The 17,789-nt window shown below is 71.3% G+C and carries 14 protein-coding genes; 11 read left to right on the top strand and 3 right to left on the bottom strand.

Annotated features, from left to right (window positions below; all coding sequences use genetic code 11):
• Window positions 1–287: 287 nt before the first annotated feature.
• On the bottom strand, window positions 288–1,046 hold the full coding sequence (locus J8N05_RS30190; RefSeq protein WP_210888512.1) for a hypothetical protein: 759 nt from the start codon (window positions 1,044–1,046) through the stop codon (window positions 288–290).
• Between the two features lie 104 nt (window positions 1,047–1,150).
• On the opposite strand from J8N05_RS30190, the gene ggt reads away from it, so the two are divergent.
• The 9 genes from ggt to J8N05_RS30145 all read left to right on the top strand — a co-directional run bounded on the left by ggt (window position 1,151) and on the right by J8N05_RS30145 (window position 13,945).
• Window positions 1,151–2,962, top strand: a complete 1,812-nt coding sequence (ggt, locus tag J8N05_RS30185; protein WP_210888510.1) for a gamma-glutamyltransferase — start codon at window positions 1,151–1,153, stop codon at window positions 2,960–2,962.
• Between the two features lie 135 nt (window positions 2,963–3,097).
• Window positions 3,098–4,696: a hypothetical protein gene (locus tag J8N05_RS30180; RefSeq protein ID WP_210888508.1), complete on the top strand. Its 1,599-nt coding sequence runs from the start codon at window positions 3,098–3,100 to the stop codon at window positions 4,694–4,696.
• Window positions 4,697–4,863: 167 nt separating this feature from the next.
• Window positions 4,864–5,706: a nitrilase-related carbon-nitrogen hydrolase gene (locus tag J8N05_RS30175; protein ID WP_210888506.1), complete on the top strand. Its 843-nt coding sequence runs from the start codon at window positions 4,864–4,866 to the stop codon at window positions 5,704–5,706.
• Window positions 5,703–6,995: an aspartate aminotransferase family protein gene (locus J8N05_RS30170; protein WP_210888504.1), complete on the top strand. Its 1,293-nt coding sequence runs from the start codon at window positions 5,703–5,705 to the stop codon at window positions 6,993–6,995. The genes J8N05_RS30175 and J8N05_RS30170 overlap by 4 nt, the downstream gene beginning before the upstream one ends.
• A gap of 57 nt (window positions 6,996–7,052) precedes the next feature.
• On the top strand, window positions 7,053–8,633 hold the full coding sequence (locus J8N05_RS30165; RefSeq protein ID WP_210888502.1) for a PucR family transcriptional regulator: 1,581 nt from the start codon (window positions 7,053–7,055) through the stop codon (window positions 8,631–8,633).
• A 155-nt stretch (window positions 8,634–8,788) separates the two neighbouring features.
• Window positions 8,789–9,631 (top strand): nitrilase-related carbon-nitrogen hydrolase, encoded by an 843-nt coding sequence (locus J8N05_RS30160; protein ID WP_210888500.1) that lies wholly within the window; start codon window positions 8,789–8,791, stop codon window positions 9,629–9,631.
• A gap of 123 nt (window positions 9,632–9,754) precedes the next feature.
• The gene (hydA, locus tag J8N05_RS30155) at window positions 9,755–11,158 is read left to right on the top strand and encodes a dihydropyrimidinase (RefSeq protein WP_210888498.1); all 1,404 of its coding nucleotides are present in this window, start codon (window positions 9,755–9,757) and stop codon (window positions 11,156–11,158) included.
• A gap of 29 nt (window positions 11,159–11,187) precedes the next feature.
• Window positions 11,188–12,207 (top strand): TIGR03842 family LLM class F420-dependent oxidoreductase, encoded by a 1,020-nt coding sequence (locus tag J8N05_RS30150; RefSeq protein ID WP_210888495.1) that lies wholly within the window; start codon window positions 11,188–11,190, stop codon window positions 12,205–12,207.
• 169 nt (window positions 12,208–12,376) lie between these two features.
• Window positions 12,377–13,945 (top strand): NCS1 family nucleobase:cation symporter-1, encoded by a 1,569-nt coding sequence (locus J8N05_RS30145; RefSeq protein ID WP_210888492.1) that lies wholly within the window; start codon window positions 12,377–12,379, stop codon window positions 13,943–13,945.
• A gap of 38 nt (window positions 13,946–13,983) precedes the next feature.
• On the opposite strand, the gene J8N05_RS30140 is transcribed toward J8N05_RS30145, so the two are convergent.
• The gene (locus J8N05_RS30140) at window positions 13,984–14,646 is read right to left on the bottom strand and encodes a hypothetical protein (RefSeq protein ID WP_210888489.1); all 663 of its coding nucleotides are present in this window, start codon (window positions 14,644–14,646) and stop codon (window positions 13,984–13,986) included.
• Window positions 14,647–14,767: 121 nt separating this feature from the next.
• On the bottom strand, window positions 14,768–15,823 hold the full coding sequence (locus J8N05_RS30135; protein ID WP_210888487.1) for a carboxymuconolactone decarboxylase family protein: 1,056 nt from the start codon (window positions 15,821–15,823) through the stop codon (window positions 14,768–14,770).
• A gap of 167 nt (window positions 15,824–15,990) precedes the next feature.
• Here J8N05_RS30135 and J8N05_RS30130 point away from each other — a divergent pair, with 167 nt between their 5' ends.
• Both J8N05_RS30130 and J8N05_RS30125 read left to right on the top strand, forming a co-directional pair.
• Window positions 15,991–17,091, top strand: coding sequence for a sensor histidine kinase (locus J8N05_RS30130; RefSeq protein WP_210888485.1), 1,101 nt, complete (start codon window positions 15,991–15,993; stop codon window positions 17,089–17,091).
• On the top strand, window positions 17,088–17,756 hold the full coding sequence (locus J8N05_RS30125) for a response regulator (protein WP_210888483.1): 669 nt from the start codon (window positions 17,088–17,090) through the stop codon (window positions 17,754–17,756). Before J8N05_RS30130 ends, J8N05_RS30125 begins: the two co-directional genes overlap by 4 nt.
• The last annotated feature ends 33 nt before the right edge of the window (window positions 17,757–17,789 follow it).

Below are 17,789 nucleotides of genomic sequence, written 5' to 3'. Positions count from 1 at the left end.
CATCGGTTCCGCGCTTCGGTGCCGGTGAGGACTTCCGCCATGCCGGGGGACGGGCCACGCCCGGTCTCGACTACGCTTTGTCGTTCATCCCCGCGGTGACAGAGGCTGTCGAAGGCGCCTCGGCCGACCCAGGGACGCTGCTGCCGGGCACGCGGTAGCGAGGGGCAATGGCCCGTCCGGCGGCAGCCGGGGATCACTGCTCACGCAGCGGGACCGACACGTACGTCGGCCGCTGGTGAGAAGAAGGTCAGCTGCGCCGGTCGGGTTGTGCTCCCCTCGCCACCGCCCTACTGCCCGGCACGATGGGTGGTCCGGGTGGCGCCCTCGGGCAGGGGGGTCTGCGCGGCGCGGGTGACGTCCGCGACCAGCTCGACGACATCCGGCCCGTACGCCTGGGAGTTCACGACCTTCAGAAGCAGCGCGAAGGAGCTGTCGCCGTGCTTGCGGTACAGCCGCTCGTGGTTGCGGGCCAGATAGCGGGTCGCCGCCTGGTTGGTGATCGCGCGCTGCCCGCAGAAGAGGAACACGGGCCTGCCGAGGCCCGGCTGCCCGGCGGTGAGCCGCGCGAGCAGGACGTACTCGGCCACCCCGGGCTGCATACGGTGGCGCTCGCTGCCTATCTGGAACGCCAGACGGTCCGGACCCGGCTCCGGATCGACGTTCACGCGCACACCCGGCAGCATGGCCTGCATATGGGCGGCCATGCGGCGGTTGGACCCCGGGCCGCCGACACAGAACTCCGTGCGCTCCCCGAAGCCCTGCCGGGCCGCGTCCTGGGTGATCACGTCGGCGTGCGCGTTGCAGTCCTTGATGAGCGCGGACAGCTCCAGGAGCGCGAACACGTCGTAGCGGTGCACCGCCAGATCGGGACTGCCGGCGTCGCGGTTGACCACGAGCAGCGACTCGGAGTGGTCGGGCAGCCCGAAGAAGGCCTGCTTGCGGCGGAGCTTGCGCTTCCACAGGTAGGTCCGGGCGAGCCAGCCCAGCGAGGCGCTGAGGCCCGCCGCGATCACTCCGAGGACGATGTTGCGCACGTCGTCAGTCATGGGCGCGCATGTTAGCGGGCAAGCGCATCCGTGTTCGAGAGGCACCTGACGCGGCCATGCTGCGGAAGTTACGCTGCGCGGGGAATCGCTGACTGGAGGTACTGATGGGGCGCTCGGTCGCGCGGAGACTTGCTGTGCTGGCGGTGTCGGCCGCTGTGGTGTCGGTGGGGGCGGCACCGCCCTCCGCGGGGACCGCGGGGAACGGGTCGGGCCCGGCCGGGAAGGTGCCGGTGGCCGTCGGATACGGCGGAGCCGTCGCGAGCGTCGACGCGGACGCCTCGGCGGCTGGTGTGGAGATCCTCCGCAAGGGCGGCAACGCGGTCGACGCGGCCGTCGCCACGGCGGCGGCCCTCGGCGTCACCGAGCCGTACTCGTCGGGCATCGGCGGAGGCGGCTACTTCGTCTACTACGACGCCAAGTCCCGTACGGTGCACACGATCGACGGGCGCGAGACGGCGCCCCTGACGGCCGACTCGGGGCTCTTCCTGGAGAACGGCCAGCCGATCCCGTTCGCCGACGCGGTGACCAGCGGCCTGGGCGTGGGCACGCCCGGCACTCCGGCCACCTGGCAGACGGCGCTGGACAGTTGGGGCAGCAAACGGCTCGGGCCGCTGCTGGAGCCCGCGGAGCGGCTGGCGCGGGACGGGTTCACCGTCGACGCCACGTTCCGCTCGCAGACCGAGTCCAACGAGGCGCGGTTCCGGAACTTCCCCGACACGGCCGACCTGTTCCTGCCGGGCGGCGCGCTGCCGGTGGTCGGCTCGACGTTCAAGAACCCCGACCTGGCCCGTACGTACCAGGAGTTGGGCCGCAAGGGGGTGGGCGCCCTCTACCGCGGCGAACTGGCCGAGGACATCGTCGACACCGTCAACGAGCCGCCGGTGGACCCCGCTTCGGGATACAACGCCCGCCCGGGCGACCTGACGCTGAAGGACCTGGCGAAGTACCGGGCGAAGCGGCAGGCGCCCACGAAGACCTCGTACCGCGGTCTGGGTGTCTACTCCATCGCGCCCTCCTCCTCCGGTGGCACCACGGTCGGTGAGGCGCTCAACATCCTTGAGAACACCGACCTTTCGAAGGCCTCCGACGTCCAGTACCTGCACCGGTACATCGAGGCGAGCCGGATCGCCTTCGCGGACCGGGGCCGCTGGGTGGGCGACCCCGCCTTCGAGGACGTACCGACGAAGGAACTGCTGTCGCAGCGGTTCGCCGACTCGCGCGAGTGCCTGATCAAGGACGACGCGGTGCTCACGAGCCCGCTGGCGCCGGGTGACCCGCGCGACCCGGCGGCGTGCGAGACCGGGGGCAAGGCCGCGCCGACGACGTACGAGGGCGAGAACACGACCCATCTGACGGCGGCCGACAAATGGGGCAACGTCGTCGCCTACACGCTCACCATCGAGCAGACCGGCGGCAGCGGGATCACCGTCCCGGACCGCGGGTTCCTCCTCAACAACGAGCTGACCGACTTCTCCTTCGCCCCGGCGAGCCCGGCCGTACACGATCCGAACCTGCCCGGGCCCGGCAAGCGTCCGCGCTCGTCGATCTCGCCGACGATCGTCCTGGACCGGCACGCGAAGCCGGTGGTGGCACTGGGCTCGCCCGGTGGCGCGACCATCGTCACGACCGTGCTGCAGACGCTGACGGGCTTCCTCGACCGGGGCCTGCCGCTCGTCGACGCGATCGCCGCCCCGCGGGCCAGCCAGCGCAACCAGACGACCACCGAGCTCGAACCGGGCCTGTGGAACAGTCCGTTGAGGACCGAACTGGAGGGCATCGGCCACGGTTTCCGGCAGAACCCGGAGATCGGCGCGGCGACGGGCGTCCAACGCCTCCCGAACGGCAAGTGGCTGGCAGCCGCGGAGACCGTACGCAGGGGCGGCGGCTCGGCGATGGTGGTGCGGCCGGCGCCGTAGGGCCACTCTCACCTCACGTTCCGGGGTGGTAACCGCACTCTGCGTCCAGGTCGAAAACTCGTCGTAGCGCTTCCGTAACACGGATGGTGTTTTCTGCCATATTGGAGTACTCCGGTCCGGCGTGGGGTGAACGCAATGACAGTGGAACAACTCCCGGACCAAGTACGGGAGTTCGCGCACTACCTCACCGGCCTGCTGTCCCGGCTCGATCAGGGCGGCGGCTGGTGCGGGGTGTTCTGGCAGCGCGACCCCGACGGTATGCGGGCCTGCCTGGACGGCTGGGAAGTGCCGCCCTGGGACGTCGTGGAGGCCATCCTCCAGGACCTGGGCGCCGAGTACGGCGACCGGGCCGCGGCTCAGGAGACCGAGCGGGCCCGGGCCCTGCACGCCGCCTCCCTCGCCGCGTACGACGCGCGGCCCGGCGGTCGTGACGCTCTCGGCGACCGGCTCGACGTCATGCTGCGCGAACAGCGTTACGCCGCCGAACGGCTCTCGGAACTGGGGCGTTCGCTCCCCGCGGCCACCACCCAGGAGGAGGGCGACTCCCTCCGTCTCGATCTCGCCTGGGCCCGCGACGACCACGAACGTGCGACCGCCCGTTGTGCCGAAATCCGTTCCCGTATCGACGAGTTGGACCGGCGGACGGTGGGCGGGCGCGCCCGGAGCGGCAACGACGGCCGTGACCCCGGCCGAACGGCGGCCCGGGCAGCCGCCCCGCGCCCGGGCGCACAGCGTTCGGCGCCCGACGAGGACGACTGGTCCGGCCTCTGGCGCGACGCCTCCGCGGACCGGGCGGCACAGCAGGACGCGGCGGCCCATCCCGACGCGCCTGAAACGCACGAAGCGTCTGACGCGTCTGAAGCGCACGACGTGCATGAAGCTCCTGAAGCGTCCGGAGCCGCCGAGCACCCCGTCCCTCCCGAAGCCCCGGCGCCCAGGCAACGCTCCAAGCGACGCCTCCGGGGCGGCGCCCGCGGCAGCGCCCGCTTCGCCGGCATGACGGACGCGAACACGGACCCGGACCCGGACGCGGGCACAGGCACGGGTGCGGGCCCAGGCCCACGTGCGGGTGCGCAACGCGGCGCGAACGGCCCCGTGACCCCCGTGCCGCAGCCCGCGGACCGCAGCCCCCGCGGCGCCCGGTTCGCGGGAGGTGCCGCCGAGGACGCTGGGCAGCGGGCGCCGTGGCGTGAGGCCTTGGACGACGAGGCACGGCGGGCCACCGTCGAGACCGTCGCGGCGCTGGTCCGGCTGCGGGGCGAAGGCCGTACCGGCGAGGCGCACGCCGTACTGGTCGAGGCCGCCCACTGGCCCGCCGCCCGCTTCCCGCTCCTCGCCGCCGAACTGCACCGTGCCGGACTCGACGCCGACTGGGCCTCCCTCCTCTGGGAGGCGGTCTCGCTGCCCGCCGACCGGCTGGTCGCCGCGGCCGACGCGCTGGTGGCCGCCGGACGCACCGCCGACGGCCGGCAGATGCTGCGGCAGGGCGTCGCACGCCCCGCCCCCGAGATAGGCGAGGCGGTCCTGGGCCTCGTCGAGGAGGGGCGGCACCGCGAGGTCCGCGCCCTGCTGGACGCGTACGTCCGCGTCCGCACCCCGGAGGAAGCCGCCCGCAGCATCGACGCCGACCCGCAGTTCCTCGCCCCGCTCCTGCTGGATGCGGCGCGCGACGTCTCGGAACAGCGCTACTGGGATCTGATCCACGCCCTGCGCGTCGCCGGCTACACGGCCTGAGGCGTCGGACGCCGTCCCACTCACCCACCGGGGTGTGAAACATGATCGACTCCGCCGGTTAACGACGATGGTCTTGCCCAGGGCAGCGCCGAGGCTTACTTTCAGGGCTCTACGCCCCGTGTCTACGGGCGTAGAAGCTCTCTGACGTCACGTCGAAGGAGCAGCTCATGGCCAACGTCGTACGCGCCGCTCTGGTCCAGGCCACCTGGACCGGCGACACCGCATCCATGGTCGCCAAGCACGAGGAGCACGCCCGCGAGGCGGCCCGTCAGGGCGCGAAGATCATCGGATTCCAGGAAGTCTTCAACGCCCCCTACTTCTGCCAGGTCCAGGAACCCGAGCACTACCGCTGGGCGGAACCCGTCCCGGACGGCCCGACCGTCACCCGGATGCGGGAACTCGCCCGCGAGACCGGCATGGTCGTCGTGGTCCCGGTCTTCGAGGTCGAACAGTCCGGCTTCTACTTCAACACCGCCGCGGTCATCGACGCCGACGGCACGTACCTCGGCAAGTACCGCAAGCACCACATCCCCCAGGTCAAGGGCTTCTGGGAGAAGTACTACTTCAAACCGGGCAACCTCGGCTGGCCCGTCTTCGACACCGCGGTCGGCAAGGTCGGCGTCTACATCTGCTACGACCGCCACTTCCCGGAGGGCTGGCGCCAGCTCGGCCTGAACGGCGCCCAGCTCGTCTACAACCCGTCGGCGACCTCCCGCGGGCTGTCCGCCCACCTGTGGCAGCTGGAACAGCCGGCCGCCGCCGTCGCCAACGAGTACTTCGTCGCCGCGATCAACCGGGTCGGCCAGGAGGAGTACGGGGACAACGACTTCTACGGGACGTCGTACTTCGTCGACCCGCGCGGGCAGTTCGTCGGCGAGCCCGCGAGCGACAAGAGCGAGGAACTCGTCGTCCGCGACCTCGACCTCGACCTGATCGAGGAGGTCCGGCAGCAGTGGGCGTTCTACCGGGACCGCCGCCCCGACGCGTACGAAGGGCTGGTGCAGCCGTGACCGAGGACCTGCTGGGTCGCCACCGGGCCGTCCTGCCTGACTGGCTCGCCCTCTACTACGCGAACCCGATGGAGATCACCCACGGCGAGGGCCGCCACGTCTGGGACGCGGCCGGCACCAAGTACCTCGACTTCTTCGGCGGCATCCTCACCACGATGACCGCGCACGCCCTGCCCGAGGTCACGAAGGCCGTCAGCGAGCAGGCCGGGCGCATCAACCACTCCTCCACGCTCTACCTCAACCGGCCGATGGTCGACCTGGCCGAGCGGATCGCCACGCTGTCGGGCATCCCGGACGCGCGCGTCTTCTTCACCACCTCGGGCACCGAGGCCAACGACACCGCGCTGCTCCTGGCCACCGCGTACCGCCGCAGCAACCAGATCCTGGCGATGCGCAACAGCTACCACGGGCGTTCGTTCAGCGCGGTCGGCATCACCGGCAACAAGGGCTGGTCACCGACGAGCCTGTCACCCCTCCAGACGCTGTACGTGCACGGCGGCGTCCGCACCCGCGGCCCGTACGCCGATCTCGACGACGACGCCTTCGTCGCGGCCTGTGTCGCCGACCTGGAGGACCTGCTCGGACACGTGCGCGCACCCGCGGCCCTGATCGCCGAACCCGTCCAGGGCGTCGGCGGCTTCACCTCACCGCCGGACGGCCTGTACGCGGCGTTCCGCGAGGTCCTCGCCGCGCGCGGCATCCTGTGGATCGCCGACGAGGTGCAGACCGGCTGGGGCCGGACCGGCGACCACTTCTGGGGCTGGCAGGCCCACGGACAGCACGGCCCGCCCGACATCCTCACCTTCGCCAAGGGCATCGGCAACGGCATGTCCATCGGCGGCGTCGTCGCCCGCGCCGAGATCATGAACTGCCTCGACTCCAACTCCATCTCCACCTTCGGCGGCACCCAGGTCACCATGGCCGCGGGCCTCGCCAACCTCACCCACCTCCTGGAACACGACCTCCAGGGCAACGCCCGCAGGGTCGGCGGACTGCTCATCGAGCGGCTGCGGGCCGTCGCCGAGCAGCATCCGGGCGTACGGGAGGTCAGGGGCCGCGGGCTCATGATCGGCGTCGAACTGGTCAAACCCGGCACCGACGAGGCCGATCCGGACGCGGCGGCGGCCGTGCTCGAAGCGGCCCGCGAGGAAGGCCTGCTGATCGGCAAGGGCGGCGGGCACAGCACCAGCGTCCTGCGGATCGCCCCGCCCCTGTCCCTCACCGTCGCGGAGGCCGAGGAGGGCGCCGCGATGCTGGAGCGCGCCCTGCGGAGCGCTCTGCGGCCCTGAGTGGCGGCAACCGGCTCCGAGGAGTGTTCGGCACCGCGAGATTGAAGGTTCGCCCTGATGACGACCGCCTCGGAACCCGCCCTGTCGGTCCGGCAGATCCTCGCCCTGGAGCGGGTGCTCGCCGGGGAGCCCGAGGTGGTGGCGGGCGCGGGCCAGCTCGACCGGCCCGTGCGCTGGGTGCATGTCGCCGAGGCCGCCGACGTCGGGGTGATGCTCAGCGGCGGCGAGATGGTCCTCACCACCGGTGTGCTGCTCGCGGGCGACCGGGAGGCGCAGGCCGAGTACATCCGCTCCCTGCACCGCGCGGAGGCCTCGGCCGTCGTCCTCGGACTCGGCCGGGCCTTTCCCGCGCCGCCCGAGGTGATGCGCCGGGCCGCCGAGCGGTGCGGGCTGCCGATGGTGGTCCTGCACCGCCCGTTCCCCTTCGCCGAACTCACCGAAGAGGTCCAGTCCCGGCTCGTACGGCGGAAGTTCGCCGCCGTCAGCCTCTCGGAGGCGGTACGCACCGCGCTCACCGGCCTCATCACGACGGGCGCCCCGCTGCAACGGCTGCTCGACGAGATCGCCGGCCACAGCGCCTGCCCGGTGGTCGTCACCAACCTCGCCCACCGGGTCCTCGCCACGGCGGGGGAGCGGTCCGCCGTCGACGACGTGCTGCGCGACTGGGAGCGCATCGCCCGGCAGGCGGGCGGCAGCGAGGGCGACGGCTGGGTCCGCGCCGAACTGGGCGGACGCGGTGAGCGGTGGGGCCGCATCGTGCTCTGCGGCTACCGCGGCGACACCGCCACCGGGCGGCTCCTGGCCGACCGCGCGGCCGAGGCACTCGTCCTGCACCGGATGCTCGGCGGCTCCGCGCACTCCTGGGAGGAGCAGTCCGCGCAGAGCCTGCTCACCGACCTCGTCTCGGGAGCCGTACCGGCCCGGCAGCTGCTGCCCCGGGCCCGCGCGGCCGGACTGCCGGTCAACCGGCGGACGTTCGTGCCCCTGGCCGTACGAGGCGTGGGCGCGGCCGAACTCGCCCGCGTACTCCGGCTGTTGGGCCTTCCCGGGCTCGTCGCCGAACTGGCCGACGGGGTCACCGCCGTCCTGCTGAGCCTCGCCAGGGACCAGGACGCCGAAGCCCTCGCCGCGCACTTCGCCACCCGGCTGCGTACGGAACCGGGCGGCGGTGCCCCGGGCGAACGGGAGTCCGCGGCCGTCGTCGCCGCCGCGGACGCGCGCACCGGCTGGGACGACGTGCCCGCCGGTCTGCGCGAGGCCCGGCACGTGGCCGACTCGGTCGCCGAGAACCCGGCCGACCTGGACCTGCCGGCCGTGGTGCGGCTGAGGGACGTACATCTGCGCGGCCTGGTACGGCTGTTGCGCGACGACCCGCACGTCCAGTCCTTCGCGGAAAGGGAGTTGGACGGGCTGCTGTGCGGCGCCGACGCGGAGGCGGAGCTGCTGCCGGTGCTGCGGACGTATCTGGCCACCGGCCGCAACAAGTCGCGCACCGCGCAGCTCCACCATGTCTCGCGGCCCGCGCTGTACCGGCGCCTTGAGTCCATAGAGGCGCGGCTCGGGGTCGACCTCGACGACTTCGAACAGGCCGCCTCCATCCACATCGCCCTCCTCGCGCACGACGCGCAACAACGCTGAAACATGGAACGACCTGGGAAAACGGTGGTGAAACATGGGCCTTCGCAAGGGTGACACCGTGGAACGCCACACGCCCGCAGACGTGACACGCTGCAACTCAAAGTCCCCTTCACGGCTTCCTAAGCTCGCGACACACCCAGCGACCGGAGGTCCCGATGAGCAGAGTGATCCGCGCCGCCGTCTTCCAGACCGCATGGACGGGCGACAAGGAATCGATGATCCAGGTCCACGAGCAGGCGGTCCGCGACGCCGCCGCGCAGGGCGCCCAAGTCCTCTGCTTCCAGGAGCTGTTCTACGGCCCGTACTTCTGCCAGGTTCAGGACAAGGCGTTCTACGAGTACGCCGAGCAGATCCCCGAGGGCCCCATCGTCCGCCGATTCCAGTCCCTGGCCGCGGAGTCGGGCATCGTCCTCGTCCTGCCGATGTACGAGGAGGAGCAGCCCGGCGTCCTCTACAACACCTCGGCGGTGATCGACGCCGACGGCTCGTACCTCGGCAAGTACCGCAAGCACCACATCCCGCAGGTCGAGGGCTTCTGGGAGAAGTTCTACTTCCGTCCCGGCAACAGCGGTTGGCCGGTCTTCGACACCGCGGTCGGCAAGGTCGGCGTCTACATCTGCTACGACCGGCACTTCCCGGAGGGCTGGCGTGCCCTCGGGCTGGCCGGGGCCGAGATCGTCTTCAACCCGTCGGCCACCTCGCGCGGCCTGTCCGCCTACCTCTGGCAGCTGGAGCAGCCGGCCGCGGCCGTCGCCAACGAGTACTTCGTGGGCGCCATCAACCGCGTGGGCGTGGAGGAACTGGGCTCCAACGACTTCTACGGCACCTCGTACTTCGTGGACCCGGAAGCCCAGTTCGTCGGAGAGGTGGCGAGCGACAAGGAGCCCGAACTCGTCGTCCGCGACCTGGACATGGAGAAACTCCGCACGGTCCGGGACCGCTGGCAGTTCTACCGCGACCGCCGCCCGGACGCGTACGAGCCCCTGACGGCCCCGTAAAGGTCTCCCCGGCCGGGGCCCCGTAAGGGGCGCGGGGAACTGCGCGACCAGCCACACGCGACCCGCACTGTGTCGACTGCCCCACCCCGGGGGTCCCCGTCGGGACAGACAGGAGAGGAACACATGAGTACTCGTACAGTCATCCGCGGCGGCCTGGTGATCACCGCATCAGACGAACTGCACGCGGACGTCCTCATCGAGGACACCCGCATCGCCGCGATCGCCGCGACCGGCACCCCCGCCGCCGAGGCCTGGACCGCCGAGCGGACCATCGACGCCACCGGCAAGTACGTCATCCCGGGCGGAGTCGACGCCCACACCCACATGGAGCTGCCCTTCGGCGGCACCTTCGCCTCCGACACCTTCGAGACCGGCACCCGCGCCGCCGCCTGGGGCGGCACGACCACGATCATCGACTTCGCGGTCCAGAGCGTCGGCCGCTCCCTGCGCGAGGGCCTCGACGCCTGGAACGCCAAGGCCGACGGCAAGTGCGCCATCGACTACGGCTTCCACATGATCGTCTCCGACGTCAACCAGGACACCCTCAAGGAGATGGACCTGCTGGTCGAGGAGGGCGTCACCTCCTTCAAGCAGTTCATGGCCTACCCCGGCGTCTTCTACAGCGACGACGGCCAGATCCTGCGCGCCATGCAGCGCTCCGCCGAGAACGGCGGCCTGATCATGATGCACGCCGAGAACGGCATCGCGATCGACGTGCTCGTGGAGCAGGCGCTCGCCCGGGGCGAGACCGACCCCCGCTACCACGGTGAGGTCCGCAAGGCCCTCCTGGAGGCCGAGGCCACGCACCGCGCCATCAAGCTCGCCCAGGTGGCCGGCGCCCCGCTGTACGTCGTGCACGTCTCGGCCACGGAGGCCGTCGCCGAGCTGGCGCGGGCCCGCGACGAGGGCCTGAACGTCTTCGGCGAGACCTGTCCGCAGTACCTGTTCCTGTCGACGGACAACCTCGCGGAGCCGGACTTCGAGGGCGCGAAGTACGTGTGCTCGACCCCGCTGCGGCCCAAGGAGCACCAGGCCGCCCTCTGGCGCGGCCTGCGCACCAACGACCTCCAGGTCGTCTCCACCGACCACTGCCCCTTCTGCTTCGTGGGCCAGAAGGAGCTGGGCCGGGGCGACTTCTCGAAGATCCCCAACGGTCTGCCGGGCGTCGAGAACCGGATGGACCTGCTGCACCAGGCCGTGGTCGACGGGCACATCTCGCGCCGCCGCTGGATCGAGATCGCCTGCGCGACCCCGGCCCGGATGTTCGGCCTGTACCCGAAGAAGGGGACGATCGCGCCGGGCGCCGACGCGGACGTCGTCGTCTACGACCCGCACGCCGAGCAGATCATGTCCGCCGAGACCCACCACATGAACGTCGACTACTCGGCGTACGAGGGCAGGCGCACCACCGGCCGCGTCGAGACGGTCCTCTCGCGCGGCGAGGACGTCATCACCGACCGGAAGTTCACCGGCCGCGCCGGGCACGGCAGTTACACCCCCCGCTCCACCTGCCAGTACCTCCTCTGAACCTTCTCCGAGCGACCAGGAGTGGCGCCATGGACTTCGGACTCGTCCTGCAGACAGACCCACCTGCCTCCCGTGTCATCAGCCTGATGAAGCGGGCCGAGCGCAACGGCTTCACGTACGGCTGGACCTTCGACTCCGCCGTGCTCTGGCAGGAGCCGTTCGTCATCTACAGCCAGATCCTGTCCAACACCACGAAGCTGAAGGTCGGCCCGATGGTGACGAACCCGGGCACCCGCACCTGGGAGGTCACCGCCTCGACCTTCGCCACGCTCAACGACATGTTCGGCAACCGCACGGTCTGCGGGATCGGCCGCGGCGACTCGGCGATGCGGGTGGCCGGCCGCAAGCCCAACACCCTCGCGCGGATCAGCGAGGCCATGAAGGTCATCCGGGCGCTGGGGCGCGGCGACGAGGCCGACCTCGGCGGCACGGTGATCAGATTCCCGTGGATCAAGCCGGGCGCCGAACTCCCCGTCTGGATGGCCGCGTACGGGCCCAAGGCCCTGAAGATGACCGGCGAGGAGGCGGACGGTTTCATCCTCCAGCTCGCCGACCTGTATCTCACCGAGTACATGGTCAAGGCGGTGCGGACGGCGGCGGCCGAGGCCGGACGCGACCCGGCCGACGTGAAGATCTGTGTGGCCGCGCCCGCGTACGTCACCGCGGACGACTCTCCCGAGGCGCTCGCCCACGCGCGGGAGCAGTGCCGCTGGTTCGGCGGCATGGTCGGCAACCACGTCGCCGACCTGGTCTCCAAGTACGGCGAGCACTCGGCCGCCGTCCCCGACGAACTCACCGACTACATCAAGTCCCGCGAGGGCTACGACTACTCCCACCACGGGCGCAGCGGAAACCCCGACACGCAGTTCGTGCCGGACGAGATCGTCGACCGGTTCTGTCTGATCGGCACCGCCGAGCAGCACATCGCGAAGCTGAACGCCCTGCGGGAGCTGGGCGTCGACCAGTTCGCCCTGTACGACATGCACGACGCGCAGGAGGAGGTCATCGAAGCGTACGGATCGACGGTCATCCCCGCAGTCAACAGTTGACGGTCACCCTCCGCCGTCAACAGTTGACGGTCATCCTTCGCGGTCAGCCATTGACGGTCGCCCGCGCCGTCGACGGTTGACGGTCGCCCGGCGCAGTCGACTGTTGACGGCGCCCAGAGAACTCCACCCGCACGGCCTTTCCCGTCCCACCTCATTGATTGGCCTGCTCATGACCGAAACCGTCCCCACAGGGCCACCGATACCCCAGTCCGCCGACACCGAGGGGCGGATCGAACTCAGCCCCGGAGCCTTCCCCGAGAGCAGTCCCTTCGCCAACGAGGACCTGCGTCCCGTCCCGGTCGCCGAGCGCAAGTGGACGACGTACAACTTCGCGGCGCTGTGGATCTCCATGGCGCACTGCATTCCCAGCTGGACCCTGGCCTCCGGTCTGGTCGCCCTCGGGATGGACTGGAAGCAGGCCGTCTTCACGATCGCCCTGGCCAACGTCATCGTTCTGCTGCCGATGCTGGCCACCGGGCACGCCGGACCCAAGTACGGCATCCCCTTCCCCGTACTGGCCCGGGCCTCCTTCGGGCTGCGCGGGGCCAACGTCCCGGCGCTGATCCGGGCGGCCGTGGCCTGCGGCTGGTTCGGCATCCAGACCTGGATCGGCGGCAGCGGCATCTTCGCCCTCGGCTCCAAGCTGACCGGCGGGGAGTGGGAGAAGGCCAGCCGGATCGCCGGCAACCCCTGGCCGCTGTGGCTGTGCTTCCTGCTCTTCTGGGCCGTGCAGATCGCGATCATCTACCGCGGTATGGACTTCCTGCGGCGCTTCGAGAACTGGGCCGCGCCCGTCGTGATCGTCGGCGCGTTCGTGCTGTTGATCTGGATCGCCGTCAAGGCCGACGGCTTCGGCGCGCTGCTCGACCAGCCCTCGAAGCTCGGCTGGGGCCCCGACTTCTGGACGGTCTTCTTCCCGGCGCTGATGGGCATGATCGGCTTCTGGGCGACGCTGTCCCTGAACATCCCCGACTTCACCCGCTTCGGCGCCAGCCAGAAGGCGCAGACCTGGGGGCAGAGCCTGGGCCTGCCGACGACGATGACGCTCTTCGCGATCCTCGCCGTGCTGGTCACCTCAGGCTCGGAGGCCGTCTACGGAGAGCCCATCTGGGACCCGGTCGCCCTCGCCGCCAAGACGGACAGCGCCTTCGGCCTGCTCTTCGCGCTCTTCATCGTGCTGATCGCCACGATCTCCGTGAACATCGCGGCGAACGTGGTCTCACCGGCGTACGACCTGTCCAACCTGGCGCCGAAGTTCATCAACTTCCGTACCGGAGCGCTGATCACGGGTGTCATCGGCATCCTGATCTTCCCGTGGAAGCTGATCTCCACCCCGGAGTTCTACATCTTCACCTGGCTCGGTGTGGTCGGCGGGCTGCTCGGCACGGTCGCGGGCATCCTGATCGCCGACTACTGGATCGTGCGCCGTACGGTCCTGCACCTCGCGGACCTCTACACGCCCGGCGGACGCTACTGGTACACGAACGGCTGGAACTGGCGGGCGGTGCTGGCCTTCGTGATCGGCGGTGTCCTGGCCGTCGGCGGCTCGTACTCGAACGTCGACGAGAAGGGCGCGAAGCTCGGCCCGTTCCCCGTCGACGGACTCATCCCGTTCCTCAAGCCGCTCGCGGACTACGGCTGGGCGGTCGGCGTCGCCTCGTCGCTCGTCCTGTACGTCGCCCTGATGGCACCCGTGGCACGGGCCGAACGGGCGGAGGCCGTGCGCAAGGTCACCTGACGGCAGGCAGGCAGGCAGGCCGCGCCGGGAGCCGCCCGCTACTGGGCGGCCTCCAGCGCGGCCATCCCCTCCTTGGCGGCCTTGATGGCGCCCTTGTTGATCTCGTCCGTGGCGGGCGCCTTCTTCGTCTCGAAGTTGCTGCCGTTGTACGTGACGACCACCAGGGCGTTGGACGCGCGGACGATCACCATGCCCTCGCGCGTCTGCTGCTTGTCGTCGGTGGTGAGGTTCACCACGGAGTAGGCCTCGTCGCCGACGCCGGGCACCTCACCGCCGCCGCTCTTCTCCGTGGTGCGCTGCTTGTACGCGGCGAGGGCGCTCTCGTCCGATTTCTTGATCTCGTACGAGATGTCCAGCCAGCGGTAGTCGAACGACTTGAGCGCGTTCCAGGAACAGGTGCGGCGCAGCGACTCGTCGGTCGAGGGGATCTCCTTGCCGGCCGTCTTGGCACCGGGCACCAGCGCGGTCACCGTCTTCTTCGTGATGCCCTCGCAGGGCGCGGGGGAGTCGCGGTAGGTGCGGACCGCCGCGGCGGTCGCGGGCGCAGACGGGGATCTCTCGCCGTCGGGGGCGGCCTTCTTCTCCGTGGCCGCAGGCGCGGCGAGCGGCCCGGACGACAGCGCCCAGCCCGCCGTGGCGAGCACGACGACCGGCGCCAGACGCGCGGTGAGAGCGAGAGGAAGAGATCGCACGGCGCACATTTCGTGGGGGACGGTGCGGAGGGGTCCGCACTGCGGACGGGACGCCAGTGTCACACGGGTGGCTGTGGGGCGGAAGTGCGAACTCGCTCCGTGCCCGCCCGTGTCCGAGCGGTGACAGTACTTACTGCGTCACCCGGTCCACGGAGTCGCCCACCGCGGCCTGAAGGGGCAGCGCGCGCTCGATACGGTCCACGGCGGTGAACGCCCCGTACGCGATCAGCCCGACCAGGCAGTGGTCCGTGTACGGCGGCTTCTTCCAGGCGGCCACGTCCTCGTCGGTGATCCGGTACGGAGCCAGCGCCGCCAGCAGAGCCAGCCGCGCCCCGGGCCGGTCCGCGCGTCCCGGCAGCGCGTCCCAGACCACCGGCTGATGCGTCCCGTCCCAGACCGCGACCGTGTCCCGTACGAGGTTCTGGTCGGCCTCGGTCAGCAGTGAGGAGCCCGCCATGGCCGCGGCCCGCAGTGCCGCGTAGGCCGGGCCGACCGTCGTGCCGGCCGCCCAGGCGGGACCGGGGCCCGCGTCGCCGTCGAGGAGGGCGAGGCTCGTGCCCGGGACGAGGCGCCGGCGCACGGTCCTCGCCACGGAACGGCCGACGAGGCTGCGGACCGACCTGAACCGCTGGACGTTGCCCGGCAGCAGGTTCTCGGTCAGCAGGGCCGAGACGATCCGGTTGATGAAGTGGAAGGACAGGGCGGTGCCCACGTACGCGGCGGTGTGCCGGGCGAAGAAGGGCAGCGGGGTGAGGTCCGGGCTGCCCGGGACCCGGGTCGCCTCGCCCCAGGCGACCATGCGTGCCTGGACCTCCTTCTCCGGGGCCTTGCCGCGGGCCAGGCGCTCCGCGAGGGCGTGGTCGCCGGTGGCGTGCAGCAGGAGGGTGTGCGCGTCCACGCAGAACGGGCACTTGTTGGCCCGGGACACCCCGAACGCCGCCAGCTCCTTTCCGGTGCGGCTGCCCTCGCCCGCGAGCAGCGACTCCCGCATCAGCGCCCAGGCGGCGGCCATCAGGTCCGGCGAGGAGGACAGGACGACGAAGGTGGAGGCGCTCTCGATACCGAAGTCCTCCGCGAGCTGCCGGTACACCTCCGCGGTGCGGCCGGTGGCGGACCTGGGCGGCAGGGGCTCGGTGTGGCGGAAGGGCGCGGTCGTGAACGGCGCGGTCAGGAAGGCTGTGGTCATGGGGAGAACCCTGGCCCGCCGGCCTGCCCCCACGCGTCGTACGGCCGGAGGCAGTCCGCGGTGCGCCGGCCCGACCGCCCGGCACCTCCCACTACTGCGCAGGGAGTAGTGCGGGAGTTGTCCACAGGGCTGACGCCGCTGTCCGTGCACCGGTCTACGGTACGGACATGAGCGCGGACCAGGCACTCCTCAAGCGGCTCGCCGACGTGGCACTCGCCGTCGTGATCGGCGCCGTCACCGTGTCCGCGGCGGCCCTCGACCAGGACACCACCGCGCTCGACCTCGCGCTGATCGTGGCCGGCTCGCTCGCGCTGGCCGCGTACCGGAAGGCACCCCGGGTGGTGCTCGCCGTGACCACGGCGGCCCTGAGCGCCCACGCGCTGCACGCGCAGCCGGGGCCGGTGGCCGCCCTGCCCGTGGTGGCCGCCGTCCACATCGCCGCCCAGGCGGGACACCGGGCCGTCGGAGCGGCGGCGGGCGCCGTGTTCCTCGGCGCGTATCTCGCGGCGGGCCCGGTCACGCACGGCACCGTCGAGCGAACCGTGCTGCTCACGGGCTGGTTCCTGTGCGCCGTGGTCAGCGGCCTCGCGGGCCGCAACTGGCAGGCCTATCTGCGCCAGACCGAGCAGCGCGCCCTGGAGGCCGAGCGCACCCGCGAGGAGGCGGCCCTGCGCCGCGCGGGGGAGGAACGCCTGCGCATAGCAAGGGAGTTGCACGACTCCCTCACCCACAGCATCTCCATCGTCAAACTCCAGGCGGGTGTCGCCGTCCATCTCGCGCGCAAGCGCGGCGAGGAGATACCTCCCGCCCTGCTCGCGATCCAGGAGGCCGGCGGGGAGGCCATGCGCGAACTGCGCGCCACGCTGGACATCCTGCGCACGGACGAGCCGACCGGCACGCCGGCGCTGCTCGTGGAGCGGGCCCGCGCGGCGGGCCTCGCCGTCGACCTGACCGTGACGGGCCGCGAGCGCCCGCTGGCGGCGACCGTGGACCGCGCCGCGTACCGCATCGTCCAGGAAGCCCTCACGAACGCCGCCCGACACGCGGGACCCGCCAAGATCGCCGTGCGACTCGACTACGGAGAGGGGGAATTGACGATACGCGTCGACGACGACGGAACCGCCGAACCGTCCTGCCCGCCCGTCGAGGGCATCGGGCTCACCGGTATGCGCGAACGCGTCACGGCGCTGGGCGGCGCCCTGCACGCCGCCCCGCGCGAAGAGGGCGGCTTCTCGGTGCGGGCCGGACTGCCGCTGGAACACGCGTGATCCGGGTCGCGCTCGTCGACGACCAGGCGCTCATGCGGGCCGGGTTCCGGGCCCTCTTGGACGCCGAGGAGGGCATCGAGGTGGTCGGCGAGGCGGCCGACGGCGAGCAGGGCGTGGCGCTGGTGCGCGAGCACGTGCCGGACATCGCCCTCGTCGACGTGCAGATGCCGGTGATGACGGGCATCGAGGCGACCCGCCGCATCGCCGCCGACCCACGGCTGTCCGGTGTGCGCGTGGTGATGCTGACCAACTACGGCCTCGACGAGTACGTCTTCGAGGCGCTGCGGGCCGGTGCCAGCGGCTTCCTCCTCAAGGACACCGAACCCGCCGATCTGCTCCAGGCCATCGAGGTCGTCACGCGCGGCGAGGCCCTGCTGTCGCCGTCCGTCACCCGCACCCTGATCGGGGAGTTCGTGTCCCGGCCGCCGGACCGGGCGAAGGCGCCGGGCCTGGAGTGCCTGACCCGCCGGGAGCGCGAGGTCACCGCGCTCGCCGCCCGCGGCCTCACCAACGAGGAGATCGCCGCCCACATGGTCATCAGCCCCTTCACCGCAAAGACCCATGTCAGCCGCGCGATGACCAAACTGGGCGCCCGCGACCGCGCCCAACTGGTCGTGTTCGCCTACGAGTCGGGGCTGGTCACCGCACGCGGACGGGCGGAGTGAGGGCCTCCGCCGAGGACTCGTGTGATGATCGGC

Source organism: Streptomyces liliiviolaceus (genome assembly GCF_018070025.1).
Taxonomy (GTDB): Bacteria; Actinomycetota; Actinomycetes; order Streptomycetales; family Streptomycetaceae; genus Streptomyces; species Streptomyces liliiviolaceus.
The sequence above is the reverse complement of the archived record's forward strand: the minus strand, read 5'-3'. Positions and strand labels throughout refer to the sequence as shown.